The sequence below is a fragment of the Pseudomonas sp. R11F genome, assembly GCF_050312575.1.
In the GTDB taxonomy this organism is placed as follows: Bacteria; Pseudomonadota; Gammaproteobacteria; order Pseudomonadales; family Pseudomonadaceae; genus Aquipseudomonas; species Aquipseudomonas palleroniana.
Map to the genome: position 1 here is coordinate 74,692 of NZ_JBNPJU010000005.1, position 13,698 is coordinate 88,389.

12 protein-coding genes are annotated in these 13,698 nt (G+C 59.5%); 7 read left to right on the forward strand and 5 right to left on the reverse strand.

Annotated features, from left to right (window positions below; translation table 11 throughout):
* Window positions 1-4 precede the first annotated feature (4 nt).
* Window positions 5-688, forward strand: coding sequence for an ABC transporter ATP-binding protein (locus ACQRBV_RS00905; protein ID WP_060753249.1), 684 nt, complete (start codon window positions 5-7; stop codon window positions 686-688).
* Entirely contained in the window at window positions 688-3,198 is a 2,511-nt protein-coding gene (locus ACQRBV_RS00910) for an ABC transporter permease (protein ID WP_411984533.1), read from the forward strand. Before ACQRBV_RS00905 ends, ACQRBV_RS00910 begins: the two co-directional genes overlap by 1 nt.
* A gap of 44 nt (window positions 3,199-3,242) precedes the next feature.
* Here the strand turns inward: ACQRBV_RS00910 and greB are convergent, their stop codons facing one another.
* Together greB and ACQRBV_RS00920 are read right to left on the reverse strand one after the other, a co-directional pair.
* On the reverse strand, window positions 3,243-3,716 hold the full coding sequence (gene greB / locus ACQRBV_RS00915) for a transcription elongation factor GreB (protein WP_060753247.1): 474 nt from the start codon (window positions 3,714-3,716) through the stop codon (window positions 3,243-3,245).
* Window positions 3,717-3,836: 120 nt separating this feature from the next.
* Entirely contained in the window at window positions 3,837-4,841 is a 1,005-nt protein-coding gene (locus ACQRBV_RS00920; RefSeq protein ID WP_244383994.1) for a hypothetical protein, read from the reverse strand.
* A gap of 226 nt (window positions 4,842-5,067) precedes the next feature.
* Here ACQRBV_RS00920 and ACQRBV_RS00925 point away from each other — a divergent pair, with 226 nt between their 5' ends.
* Genes ACQRBV_RS00925 through ACQRBV_RS00935 form a run of 3 tightly spaced genes read left to right on the forward strand, consistent with a single transcriptional unit; the run spans window position 5,068 to window position 8,477 of the window.
* Entirely contained in the window at window positions 5,068-5,994 is a 927-nt protein-coding gene (locus ACQRBV_RS00925; protein WP_411984532.1) for an ABC transporter ATP-binding protein, read from the forward strand.
* Complete coding sequence (locus ACQRBV_RS00930) at window positions 5,991-6,716, forward strand: ABC transporter permease (RefSeq protein WP_244698018.1); 726 nt, start codon at window positions 5,991-5,993, stop codon at window positions 6,714-6,716. Before ACQRBV_RS00925 ends, ACQRBV_RS00930 begins: the two co-directional genes overlap by 4 nt.
* Before the next feature lie 15 nt (window positions 6,717-6,731).
* On the forward strand, window positions 6,732-8,477 hold the full coding sequence (locus ACQRBV_RS00935) for a GldG family protein (RefSeq protein WP_161548826.1): 1,746 nt from the start codon (window positions 6,732-6,734) through the stop codon (window positions 8,475-8,477).
* Window positions 8,478-8,481: 4 nt separating this feature from the next.
* On the opposite strand, the gene ACQRBV_RS00940 is transcribed toward ACQRBV_RS00935, so the two are convergent.
* The 3 genes from ACQRBV_RS00940 to ACQRBV_RS00950 all read right to left on the reverse strand — a co-directional run bounded on the left by ACQRBV_RS00940 (window position 8,482) and on the right by ACQRBV_RS00950 (window position 11,010).
* Entirely contained in the window at window positions 8,482-8,790 is a 309-nt protein-coding gene (locus tag ACQRBV_RS00940; RefSeq protein WP_060753242.1) for a hypothetical protein, read from the reverse strand.
* A 260-nt stretch (window positions 8,791-9,050) separates the two neighbouring features.
* Window positions 9,051-9,485 (reverse strand): DoxX family protein, encoded by a 435-nt coding sequence (locus ACQRBV_RS00945; RefSeq protein ID WP_060753241.1) that lies wholly within the window; start codon window positions 9,483-9,485, stop codon window positions 9,051-9,053.
* 103 nt (window positions 9,486-9,588) lie between these two features.
* Complete coding sequence (locus ACQRBV_RS00950; RefSeq protein ID WP_060753240.1) at window positions 9,589-11,010, reverse strand: transglycosylase SLT domain-containing protein; 1,422 nt, start codon at window positions 11,008-11,010, stop codon at window positions 9,589-9,591.
* A gap of 235 nt (window positions 11,011-11,245) precedes the next feature.
* On the opposite strand from ACQRBV_RS00950, the gene ACQRBV_RS00955 reads away from it, so the two are divergent.
* Both ACQRBV_RS00955 and ACQRBV_RS00960 read left to right on the forward strand, forming a co-directional pair.
* The gene (locus ACQRBV_RS00955; protein WP_060753239.1) at window positions 11,246-12,052 is read left to right on the forward strand and encodes a TatD family hydrolase; all 807 of its coding nucleotides are present in this window, start codon (window positions 11,246-11,248) and stop codon (window positions 12,050-12,052) included.
* 110 nt (window positions 12,053-12,162) lie between these two features.
* Window positions 12,163-13,644 carry a methyl-accepting chemotaxis protein gene (locus ACQRBV_RS00960; protein WP_411984531.1) on the forward strand — a complete coding sequence of 494 codons (1,482 nt, stop codon included), beginning with the start codon at window positions 12,163-12,165 and terminating at the stop codon, window positions 13,642-13,644.
* Window positions 13,645-13,698 lie beyond the last annotated feature (54 nt).

The window sequence follows — 13,698 nt, forward strand, 5'->3', positions numbered from 1 at the left end:
CTCCATGGGCGCAAGCATTCTCACCGCGCGAAACCTTAGCAAAGTGGTTCCCAGCGCGGAAGGTGAACTGACTATCCTGCACCAACTGAGCCTGGAACTGAACAAAGGCGATAGCCTGGCTATCGTCGGCAGTTCCGGCTCCGGCAAATCCACTCTCCTGGGCCTGCTGGCCGGCCTCGACCTGCCCAGCAGTGGCGAAGTCACTCTTGCCGGTCAAGCCCTGAGCACCCTGGATGAAGACCAGCGCGCACGCATCCGTGCCGAGCATGTGGGTTTTGTATTCCAGTCTTTCCAACTGCTCGACAGCCTCAATGCACTGGAAAACGTCATGCTGCCGCTGGAACTGGACGGCCGCCAGGACGCCCGCGAGCGCGCCAGGCACCTGCTGGAGCGCGTTGGCCTGGGCCAGCGCCTGACCCACTCACCGCGCCAGCTTTCCGGCGGCGAACAGCAACGGGTGGCGATCGCCCGTGCCTTCGCGGCAGAACCTGACGTGCTGTTTGCCGACGAGCCCACCGGCAACCTCGACAGTCACACCGGCGAGCGCATCAGTGATTTGCTGTTCGAACTCAACAAGGAGAGCGGCACGACCCTGGTGCTGGTCACCCACGATGAGCGCCTGGCTCATCGTTGCCGGCGTTTGATCCGCCTTGAAGCCGGCCTGATGGTCGCGCCCCTGGAGCCTTGATGGCACGTTTGCCGCTATTGCGCCTGTTCAGCCTTGCCATGCGTCAATTGCTGCGCGATGCCCGCGCCGGCGAATTGCGTGTGCTGTTCTTCGCCTTGCTGGTGGCTGTTGCTGCCAGCACTGCCATCGGCTACTTCGGCGCACGCCTCAACGGCGCCATGCTGTTGCGCGCCACTGAATTTCTCGGTGCCGACCTGGTGCTCGAAGGCAGTTCGCCGGCTCGCCCCGAGCAGATCCAAACCGGGACCGAACTGGGCCTGGATCACGCACGCATCGTAGAGTTCTCCAGTGTTATCGCCACGGATAACGGCATCCAACTCTCCAGTATCAAGGCGGTCAACGAGCAATACCCGCTGCGCGGCGAGCTTAAAAGTGCCGCGCAGCCGTTCGGGGTCGAAACAGCGGGAGGCGGCCCCAAGCCCGGCGATGCCTGGGTGGAAGCACGGCTGCTGACAGCGCTGGACCTGAAGGTTGGCGACAGCATCGATGTCGGCATGAAGACCCTGCACCTGACACGCATACTGACCTATGAGCCCGACCGTGCCGGCAACTTCTACAGCCTCACGCCCCGGGTGATGATCAACCTGGCCGACCTGGAGGCGACCGGTGTGGTCCAGCCCGGCAGCCGCGTCAGCTACCGCGAACTGTGGCGGGCGCCCCAAGGCAGTACGGCGCTGCAAACCTATCGTGACCTGGTCAAACCCGGCCTCGCCGCCAACCAGCGCCTGCAGGACTCACGCGACGGCAATCAGCAAATCGGCGGTGCGCTGGGCAAAGCCGAGCGCTACCTGAACATGGCCAGCCTGGTGGCAGTGCTGCTGGCTGGGGTAGCAGTGGCGTTATCGGCCAATCGTTTTGCCAGCCGACGTTTCGATGCCAGCGCGCTGCTGCGTTGCCTGGGGTTGTCACGGCGCGAAGCGATGTTGCTGTTCAGCCTGCAACTGAGCGTATTGGGACTGCTGGCAAGCCTGACCGGCGCCCTGCTCGGCTGGCTGGCGCAGTTTGGGCTGTTCTATTTCCTGCACGACCTGCTGCCGGCGGACGTGCCGCCCGGCGGGTTGTTACCTGCGGTCGCGGGGATTGGCACCGGGCTGGTTGCCCTTGCCGGCTTCGCCCTGCCGCCGCTGGCTGCCCTGGGCCGTGTTCCACCGCTGCGAGTATTGCGGCGTGACCTGTTGCCTATCCCCTCCAGCACCTGGATGGTCTACGGCGCCGCATTGTTCGCCCTCGGGTTGATCATGTGGCGCCTGAGCCTCGACCTGGTACTGACTTTCGCGCTGCTGGGCGGTGGCGTGGTGGCGGCGCTGATCCTCGGCGGCCTGCTTCTATTGCTGCTGCAAAGCCTGCGGCGATTGTTGGCCCGTGCATCCCTGCCCTGGCGCCTGGGCCTGGGACAATTGCTGCGTCATCCGTTGGCGGCGGCAGGCCAGTCCCTGGCCTTTGGCTTGATCCTGTTATCCATGGGGTTGATCGCCCTGCTGCGCGGCGAATTGCTCGATACCTGGCAGAACCAGTTGCCCAAGGATGCCCCCAACTATTTCGCACTGAACATCCTGCCGGCCGACAAAGACGCTTTTGGCGCACGCCTGCTGCAGGTGCAAGCCCAATCCGCACCGCTGTATCCGGTCGTGCCGGGCCGGTTGATCAGCATCAATGGCGTTGCGGTGCAGGAAGTGGTCAGCAAGGACTCCAGCGGCGACCGTGCCGTGCAGCGCGACCTGAGCCTGACCTGGGCCGCCGACTTGCCACCGGGCAATGTCCTGAGCGCCGGCTCCTGGTGGTCGCCGCAACCGAGCGATAGCATTCCCGGGGTGTCGGTAGAAGCCAAGGTTGCCGAAAGCCTGAAGCTCAAGCTCAACGATCATCTGGTGTTCACAGTCGGTGGCGAGAATCGCGAAGCCCGCGTGACCAGCCTGCGTACGATCAATTGGGATAATTTCCAACCCAACTTCTTCATGATCTTCCAGCCGGGCACATTGAAGGATCTGCCCGCCACCTACCTGACCAGCTTCTATCTCGCGCCGGGCCACGACCAACAGATCGTCGATCTGTCCAGGGCCTTCCCGGCCGTTACCATCCTGCAGGTCGAGGCACTTCTGGAACAGTTGCGCAGCATCCTCGCCCAAGTCACCCTGGCGGTGGAGTATGTGCTGCTGTTTGTGTTGGCGGCAGGAATGGCCGTGCTGTTCTCCGGTTTGCAGGCCACCCTGGATGAGCGAATTCGTCAAGGCGCGCTGTTGCGTGCCTTGGGCGCCGAACGCAAGTTGCTGGTCAAAGCGCGACGCATTGAGTTCGGCTTGCTGGGTGCAGTCAGTGGCCTGCTGGCCGCACTCGGCACAGAGCTGGTGACCTGGGTGCTGTATCGCTACGCGTTTGACCTGGCCTGGCACCCTCACCCGTGGCTGCTGCTATTGCCGGTGATAGGTGCCCTACTGATTGGTGGCGCCGGGGTCTTCGGCACGCGCCGTGCGTTGAATGCCAGCCCGCTGACAGTACTGCGCGAAGGCTGAAACGCCGACGGCCTGCACCCTGCCCGGGCGCAGGCCGTCATTGCCTACTTCTCATACTCGATGTGCGTGATCCACCAGCACACTTCCCCGTTTGGGGTCTGCACAATCGCCTCATCGTCCACTTCCTTGCGCAGCAGCGCACGCGCCATGGGTGAGTCAATGGAGATGTAATCCATGCGGTCGTAGATCTCGTCATAACCCACGATGCGAAAGCGCTTGGTGTCACCCTGTTCGTTTTCGATCTCCACCCAGGCACCGAAGAATACTTTCCCCTCTTGCTCGGGCCGGTACTCCACCACGCGCATGTCTTCCAGGCGTTTGCGCAGATAACGCACCCGCCGGTCGATTTCACGCAGCAGCTTCTTGTTGTACTGGTAGTCCGCGTTTTCGCTGCGGTCTCCCAGGGAAGCGGCCCATGTCACTTTGCGCGTGGTATCAGGGCGCTTCTCACGCCACAGGTAATCCAGCTCTTTTTTCAGCGCATCATGACCTTCTTTGGTAATCAGCTTGGTACTCAAACCCTTGCATCCCCAGGTAATGTCCAATGGTGCCGATACGCCACGGCCTCATGCCCTGGCGCCGGCCGGCTGGAGCTGATGATAAATGAACCCTGCAAAGTAGCCAGACCGGCAGGCAGATCAATTCATCTCAGGCGCCTCCAGGACCCGGTCCAGCTCAAGCAGCGTGCTGTGCAGGTGCTGCCGCATGGCTGACAGCTGCGACATCATCAGCGTCAATTTTTCGGTTTTTTGGCCGGCCCCGAGCAGCTCGTCCTGCAGTTGCCTGTGACGCTGCTCGACCTCGCGGCTTTTCTCATCCAGCTGGCTTTGCTGCTGGTGCAGGCGAACTTGCCACTGTTCAAGCATCTCCTCTCGCTCGATGGCCGCATGCTTTTTTTGCGCCAGCTCCTGGGCGACCCGGGCAAGATTAGCCAGTGTGCTGTCCACCTCAAGCAAGGTGGCGTGCTCCTGGTGAGCCGGCAGTTTCGCGGGCGCAACCTCGCTCGATTCAGGCTCAACCGGCAGTGTACTCAGCCCCGCGGGCACGGATGCGTTGGGTAACGCGCTCACCGAATGCGAAGGCTCCTCGACAGTGTATTGATCCGCCGACTGAGTAGCGGCCTTCGGATGGCTCACGTCCTTCGGCGGTGCCACCATTTGGGACGAAAAGCGAATGCTCGGCACGATGACCGTCGTGCTTTCGATCGCGGGCAATGCGGGCGCTGACATGCCCAGGGTGATCACCTTCATCACCAACGCCTTCTTGATAATCACCGAGTGATGATCTTCGGGCCTGGCAGGCGGCAACCTGCAACCTTTCAAATCCACAAAATGAAAAGGCGTCTGGGGCTCGCCAGGGCCACTTGTCTTTGCGCCAGAGGCGCTCATGAGGATCTGCTTGAAGACCTGCATCGCCACTTGCAGGTCTTCCTTGGAGTCCACGGCCCCGAGGAAATAGCGCTCGAGTTTTTTACGCAATGCCGCGATATAAACCCGCGAGTGACCGGGTTCAGCCTCTTCATCCAGGCTATATACAAGAAAGTTCGAGTCGATCTGCGCGACAGCAAACCCACATAGCAGTGCACCGTTGACGGGCGCCTCTTCACCACTGCGTTCAAGAACAAGGGTACGTAGAAGCATCATGACAGTCAGACCTCATCACAAAAAAGAAAACTTTATATAAACATCAGATAAACATCCGACCATTAACAAGCCCTCAAAACAAAACAATTGTTTCAGTGAGTAATCAAACTGAGCGTAGGACTTGTCTTATTAATCAGATCACGCGTTCCCAAGCACAACTAATGAACGTACCCTTTTTAATGCCCTCAACGGCCATCCGCCCCTGCCAAACTTATTCGGTAAACCCATGATCGAGATAAGCAACCTGACGAAACAACTTGGCAGAAAAAACATCATTACCGACTTTTCATTCTGCACCCAGCGCCGAGAATGCATAGGTCTATTTGGTGAGCGGGGTTCCGGCAAGACAACGTTATTGAACTTGATCTCGGGTGCGATCAAGCCAACTTCCGGGAAAATCAATATTCAGGGAATGAGCACCCAGACCCATCCCATTCAAACAAGGAACGCAGTGGGCTATCAACTTCATGAAGGCCTCAGTCACGATGTGATGTCCGTCAAAAGCCTGCTGAACTTTGTTGCCGCCGTCAGGGGATTGCATGGTGCCGAAAAACGCAAAAGAGTTGATCAAGTCGTTATGCGCCTGGAACTGTCATCCGTATTCAACTGCCCGATGGATACGCTCTCCCTTGGCATACAGCGCAAAGTTGCAATTGCCCAAGCCATCGTGCATTCGCCCAAGTTGCTTTTACTGGACGAGCCCTTGGAAGGACTTGGCCCTGATCAGTGGCTCAAGCTCAGGACACTTATCCAGTCCTTGAGCGAAGAAATGACCCTCATCATCGCCTCCCGTCATTGCGACGCGCTGTCTGATCTTTGCACCCGGGCGCTGGTTATCGCGGGGGGGCGCCTGAAGGCCGATACCTCTCTGGTGGACCTGCAACGCAGCTCCAGACATTACCAAGCTGTAACCCTGGCCGCCGATACACCACTGGATTTACTGGCGCTCGCCGTCTTACCCGGCGTCGCAGGCATTGAAGAAGACCGGCATACACCGGGCACTGTGACGGTTCTGGCCATGCCTGGCCACGCCATTTTCCCTTCCATCAACGCGCTCATCACCCACCGCGGCTGGAACATCACGTCCATGCACCTGGAGCCAGGACGCTTGAACGACGTTGTTCACCATCTCAGCCAAGAGGTCTCCCCTTGAAACTGCTAACCGTCATTTTCAAACGCCAACTCGCCAGTTATGCCTCTTCACCCAGTACTTATCTGAGCGTAGCGGTGTTCCTGGCGCTCTGTGCCACGCTGGGGCTGCACACCCAGCAGTGGCTGGAGCGAAACAGTGGCGACATGCAAGCCTTCTTCGAGTTTCACCCCTGGCTCTATCTTCTGCTGATTCCCACTTTATCGACGCAGTTATGGTCAGATGAACACAACGCGAGCTTTTCGAACATGATGAAAACCTTGCCTGTCACCTCGACGGAGCGCGTTATCGGAAAGTTCATGGCGGCTTGGGTCGTGTGCAGCATTGCCCTGCTTTTAAACTTTCCAATAGTGATCGCCACTCACTATCTTGGCACCGCCGACAACGGCGTTATCGCCTCACAATTCATCGCCAGCTGGTTACTGGCGGGCAGTTACCTGGCGGTCGGTTGCTTTGTCTGTGTACTGACTCACCAACGCATTGTGATTTTCCTGTTGACACTGGGTCTGCTACTAACCATCAGCGGCCTGTCCTCCATACTCGATGCGCTGGAACATCAGGCCCCGATATGGGTGGTCGATAGCTTGATATCGCTCAATCCTATTTTACGTTTCAACACGATGGACAGCGGAAAACTGACCCTTCACGACGTGTGTTACTTCATCAGTATCATCCTTGTTTTTCTTTCAGCGACGACTGTCACACTCAACTATAAAAACCGCTGAGAAGGAAAGTCCCTGATGCGATCCGCTTTTCGTACAGGCATGACACTCATCGTCATGTCGCTACTTTTTCTCGCATTCAATCTGGTCTGGATAAAAAAAACACCTGACATTCGCTGGGATTTTTCACAAGAGAAAAATCATACTTTATCGCAGGCCGCGCGAAACTTTCTTACAACTCTCGAAGGCCCGCTGGATTTGTATTACTTCAACTCAATCAATGATCCCAAGAAACCCCACGCATTAAAGCGCTACGGTCAACGGGTGGAAGATTTACTCAGGGAGTTTGAAAAAGCAGCCAGGGGCATGATCAACCTGCATGTTATCGACCCGGCTCCATTTTCCGAGGAAGCCTACAAGGCCAGTTTATTCGGACTGGATAATACGCAAGGTTTCATGGGCCTCATCGGTACACGCACCGGCCAAAGTGCACAGCGCATCGAAGCTTTCAGCCCAGACCAGGCGCCCTTGCTTGAGTATGAAATCAGCCGACTGATCCATGCCTTGATGCAGCCTGAACGTCCGACTGTCGGCGTGCTGTCGGGGCTCGCGTCCAATGCTGCTGCGGGAGAACTGTTGGCGCAGATGCGCGGGCATTTCAACCTGGTTGAACTGAGCGCCAACATCGCCCAGGTACCGGCATCGATCGGGACGTTGATGGTCATCCATCCGCGCACCCTGCCCGAGCAAGCCTTGTATGCGATTGAACAGCACGTATTAAAGGGTGCCAGGCTGATGATCTTCATCGACCCGGTGAGCGAGATGGCCACGGGCTCCGTCTCGACAGACTCCAAGCTGGAGGAACTGCTTGCGGCCTGGAGTGTGCAGATGCCGACGGACAAGCTGTTGGTCGATAACCTCTACGCCTCATCGGCCACCCAGGGCCCCGGAAAGCCGATGGTTTTGCACCCGGCCAGGCTGAACCTGCCACGACAGGCCATGACCGCCAACGATATAAGCAGCTGGAAACTGAGCTCAATGATCGTGTCGAGCAGCGGCGCACTTTCCCGCACCCGCAAAAGCCGTATGACCTTCACGCCCCTGCTGCAAAGCTCCCGGCAATCGGTACTGCTCGACGCAAGGCAATTTGCTTTCGCGACGACGTTCGATTCACTCGCCGATAACGCCGCTGCGCCCAGGCAGGCCCACGTCATTGCGGCTCGCCTTGAGGGCCCCGCCTACTCGGTGTTTCCCGAGGGACTGAATGGAAAGCCGCCCGGCGTGCAGAAAGCCTCACAGATCCAGGTCGTGGTGATCGCCGACACGGATATGCTCGCAGACGCGGTCATCCGCTCGGCCCCCAACAGCAACGTGCAATTTGTCTTGAACACCTTGGATAACCTGGCGGCATCACCGGCGCTTGCGGCCATTCGACCACGCGCCACGCACAGCCGGCCCCTGCATACGCTCGAACACATGCGTGAGACCGCGGCGCAGGCTTATCGGGAAAGCGCGGGAGAGCTGGAACGACGACTTGAGCACACGGAACAAGAGTGGCAACGCTTGAACCCACAGGCTGCGAGTGTGGGTACCCAGGCAGTGGCAGCCAATACCCAGTTGCAAGCGCTCAACAAGGAGCGCTTGCGACTGCCCATGGAACTCAACGCGCTGAGGGTCAAGGCTTACGCGCCCGTTCATCGCTTCGAAGACAGCCTGAAGCTGCTGCTGATCGCGACGGTGCCGCTGCTGTTATGCCTGATCGCCTGGATGCTGGCTTTTTGGTTGCGTCGACGTCGGGCGCGCTCTTCAGCGGCCGGTCACTGAGCTCTCAGCGGCGGGTGATCAGGCCCTGTCGGGCAATACGCGTGAGGTGGCGGATCACGTCATCGGCATTGCCGGCACTGGGCGCCTGTATCACCGCGAGGTCGAAACTGTTGCTGGCAAAACGCGCCAGGGAATCACCGTCTTCAACGAACTGGATCAGAAACGCCGAAGGCCGCCCAGTACGACGAGGCCAGCCATCCAGATAACGCAGCAGCGTCGGCTGGTGCTTGCCGCCAAGCAGGATCTTTGGATTGCGTTGAGTCAGGCCCGCAGTGATCGGGGCGAGTCGAATAAGGGGGCGTAGTGCATTCATCGTGTCGTGTCTCTGCCTCAAAAGTCTGCGGGCAGGTGAGAGGCAACACCGAACCAGCGCTTTAGCGGTATTTCGAAGTGTGCTCTGCAGGGCAGAACCGTCTTCTGTCGGGCTGCATCGAGTCCCGGTGGCGCCCCGCAATTAGCTGTTTAAATCGGCGCATGAGCAGCATCCTAGAGAAGCCGATAGGCCAGTGTCAAGAATCCCGGACAACGAAAAAGCCCGCACGTGGCGGGCTTTTGGGGGACGTTAACCGAGGGTCAGCGGCTGATGGCGCCATCGGCCGACAGTTTGCCGGCGCCTTCCAGCAGCACGGCCAGCGTACCGCCCAGCAAGGCCAATGCGAACTCATAACCGTTGTTGGCCATGAACAGACCGTTGTGGATATGCACCGAGAAAATCGCCACCAGTGTAAGAATGGTCAAACCCAATGCCGCAGGGCGTGCCAACAAGCCGATGATCAGCGCCAGGCCGGCAAAGAACTCGGTACCGCCCGACAACACGGCCATCAGGGTGCCGGGTGCCAGGCCGATGCTTTCCATCCACTGTGCCGTGCCGGCCAGGCCATAACCGCCAAACCAGCCGAAGAGTTTCTGTGAGCCGTGGGCGGCGAAGATAATGCCGACAAAGATGCGCAGGATGGTCAGGCCATAACCGGCGCGGGTGGACAGAATGCTTTTGATCAGTGGGCTCATCGGGGTAATCCTTTTCTAAGTAGGAGGTGGTTGGCCGCTATATTAATCAAATTAGGCAATGTTAAAAGCCGAAAAAATGCCTAATAGACATCGAATAAATCGATTATTTGCGTGAGGCGATCTTTGGCCCTGCCGGCTCCAGGGACTCCCGCTCCCGATTGAACGCCAGGTAATACTTGTTCACGCTATTAACATAGCTGACGCCACCCATCCCCACCTGCTCCATGGCAATGCGTTCAACCTGGAAGAACCACTGGTTCGGATTCAGCCCACGCCGTCGCGCCTCCGCCCGCATGCCCTGTACGCGCTCCGGCCCCATGTTGTACGCCGCCAGCACAAAGGCCATGCGCTCTCTTTCGTTGAGCTTGGGGCTGGCGAAGAACTTCCGACGAATCATCGACAAGTAGCGCGCGCCCGCCTGCACATTGCTATCAAGGCTCTCGATACTATTCACCCCGACCCGCTGGGCCGCTGAAGGGGTGATCTGCATCAAGCCCGTAGGCCCACCGCTGTTGCGCGCACCGGGGTCCAGTGCGGACTCCTTGAACGCCAGCGCGGCCAGGTTCAACCAGTCAATGCCCTGCTCCCGGGCATGTTTTTGCAGGACCGGGCGCAGCTTTTCCAGGCGCTGGCGGTCGGCGCGAGCCAGTGGGTTGCGCACCTGATAGAGGCGTCGGTAGATCCGTTGAAAGGCCACATCCTGATCGGACGGGGTGCGATAAACCTTGAGGAACCGATCAATGCTGGCCCGCAGCATCGAAGCATCCTGGCGCACGAACCAATATTCGTCACCCGGCTCGCTGATCACGACCTGCTTGTCAAAACGAAGCTTGGGCAGGATTTTCGACCAGCGTTCGGCGATGGGTTTCTCAACGATGGTCAAATGGAAGATCCCGGCCTGGACCATCTCCAGCACATCTTCTACCGCCAATGTCGGATCGACCCACTCCACCTTTATCGGTGGTTGCTTGTGCAGCGCAAGCTTCTGATTGACCTGGCTGATGGCATCCGCCGCGGCACTGCCGGTGGTCAGCGACAATGTTCGCCCCGATAATTGTTCAAGCCTGGTAAACCGGCGCTCACCTTTCACTCCCACCAGCCATAACGGCACATTGCTGACGATCGGATCGCTGGTGCTGAGCTTGTGCGCGGCCTTTACATCCAACAGCTCGCCGGGGGCGACCAGGTCACCTTCGCCACGGGCCAACGCACCGAGCAACTGGTCCTTGGCCTTGGGAATGATCTTGAGGCTGATTTCTTCACCGTCACGGGCGTGGCCGTTCAAGTACTGCTCAAAGGCGCGCAGGCGGTGGTACTCGACACCGATCGCCTGGCCCTGAATTTCGCCCGAGCTGTTGCGGCTCTGATTGACCAGCACGCGCAGGGTGCGGCTGGAACGAATCTGCGCCAGGTCTCGCACCTTGCCGGGCTTGGTCACTTCCACCGGGCCGTCCAGACGCGCTGCCGCCGTCATCGGCAGCAGCAACGTCAAGCACAACATGAGCAACGCCGAGGGTCGGATCATCCGCTCTCCGGAAAGAATACTGGCCAGCGCCCTCGTGAAAGACGAGGCACTGGAGGTCAGAAACAGAGCGCTTAAAGCGCTGGCAAGGCGCGCAACGGTGGCAGGGAGGCAGGCATTCGGCCCACCACAATGTCACTTGCGACGTTCAAAGACAGCTTTAACTCGTTGTAGTTCTTCGTTTTCTTATAAATCTACAGCTCTGATATGCTTTCCGGCCGCAGGCGGAGATAGCACCATGCAACTCATTGATATCGGCGTCAACCTGACCAACCCCAGTTTCGACGAGAGGCATCAAGCCGTTCTCGATCGCGCCTATGCCGCCGGCGTACAACAATTGGTGCTGACCGGTACCAGTGTCGACGGCAGCGAACAAGCCTTGGAACTGTGCGTAAAACTCGACGACAGCGGCCAGCACCTGTTCAGCACGGCGGGCATCCATCCGCACTCCGCCAGCGACTGGAACGGCGACAGCGCCCAGCGTTTACGCGGCTTGCTCAGCGAAGGCCGGGTACGTGCCGTGGGCGAATGCGGGCTGGATTTCAACCGGGACTTTTCCCCGCGCCCTCAGCAGGAAAAAGTCCTCGAAGAGCACCTGGCCCTGGCGGTCGAGTTGAAACTGCCGGTGTTTCTCCACGAACGCGATGCCAACCAGCGCCTGCTGGAGATCCTCAAGGATTACCGCGACCACCTGACCGCCGCCGTGGTGCATTGCTTCACCGGCGAGCAGCAGGCGCTCTTCAGCTACCTCGACCTTGACCTGCATATCGGCATCACCGGCTGGATCTGCGACGAACGCCGTGGGACACATCTGCATCCACTGGTCAGGGAAATCCCGCGCGGGCGCCTGATGCTGGAAAGTGACGCGCCCTACCTGCTGCCGCGCACCCTGCGACCAAAGCCGAAAAATGGTCGCAATGAACCGGCCTATTTGCCGCAGGTGCTGCATGAGGTTGCCCTGCACCGCAGCGAAACCCCGGAAGATCTGGCCGAACACAGCACAGCCTGTGCCCGTGCGTTTTTTGGGCTGCCCTGCCTGGGTTGAGACAACCGTGTCGATGCGGTGCATTGACCCATGTCAAAACCGGATTTCTTAATAGCGGCACAATAATGGCACCTTGCCAATGCTGTTTCCGCTATCAGAGAAAACCTTCCATGGGTGCCTGGCTTAGCAATATCTCGCTGAAATACAAATTCTGGGCCGTCAACGCGGTGGCCTTCATCACCACCCTGTTGCTGGTGTTGTACGCCGTGCAGCTCGAACAACAGGCACGCAACGATGCGGCCCAAACCTCGGCGCAAGCGCAAGCACGATTGCTCGCGGCCTGGCCTGCCGACAAGGCGCTGCCCACGGACGAGCATTGGTTGACGTTTGCCCGGGGCCAAGTCCCACAATTGGCAGACCAGGATCTGTCAGCCCTCAGCAGCGCCAGCGGCTGGGTCGAGCTGAATCACAGGGCCCTGTTCGGTGAAAACCCGCTGATCGGTGCTGACGTCATTACACGTGCCGACGGGCCACAGATCGCCGTGTTGGCCTACGGACGCAGCCTGAGCCAGGTCTTCGCCGAACGTTTCGCCAACTACGCCGTGGCCGTGCTGATCCTGATGCTGGCGATGCTCGGTGCCTCGCAACTGCTGATCCGTTTCCTGCTCAGTCAACTCAATACCCTCAAGGACGTGATGCTGCACGTTGAGAAAACCGGCGATCTGTCGGCCCGCGTGCCCCTGGCCTGCAAAGACGAAGTCGGCCAGATGGCCAGCGCGTTCAACGCCATGCAGGCCGGCTACCAGCGCGTGGTCAACACCGTGGCCAGCACCGCTCGGCAACTGGACGAGGGCGCCGCACGCCTGGCCAGCAGCATGAACGAAGTGCAACACGGCATGCTCGGCCAGCAGAGCGAAACCGACCAGGCCGCCACGGCGATCAATGAGATGACCGCCACCGTCCACCACATCGCCCAACACGCCGGCGCCACCCGCGACCTGTCACAGACCGCCGACACCCTTGCCGGCAGCGGCCAGGAGGTGGTCATCCGCGTGCAACACTCAATTGCCGGGCTGTCCACCGGCGTGCAACAAACGGCGCAAATGATCCAGAAACTGGCCGAGGACAGCCAGAAAATCAACGGCGTGGTCAGTGTGATCCACAGCATCGCCGAACAGACCAACCTGCTCGCGCTCAACGCCGCCATCGAAGCCGCTCGCGCCGGGGAAATGGGCCGGGGCTTCGCCGTCGTCGCCGACGAAGTGCGCAACCTCGCCAAACGCGTGCAAAGCTCCACCGACGAAATCACCCGCATGGTCTCGGCGCTGCAAGCCGGTACTCGCGATGCGGTGGATTTCATGCAGGAAAGCTCATTCAAGGCCGACGACTGCGTGCAGCAAGCCCAGGAAGCCGGCGCCGCACTGGCCGAAATCACGGGGGCCGTGGCACAGATGCGCGAGAGCAACACGCAGATCGCCGTGGCCGCCGAGCAGCAAAGCCATGTCGCCGAAGAAATGAACCGGGCAGTGGTGAGTATTCGCGATGTGACGGAAAACACCGTGCAACAGACCGTGGGCTCGGCCAGCACCAGCAATGAACTGGCGACGCTGGCTGGAGCACTGAGCAAGGCGATCGGACAGTTGAAGCTCTGACTCAATAGCCAAGCAAGGCTGGCTATGGCCCCCATAGCCAGCCCCAATTCGGGC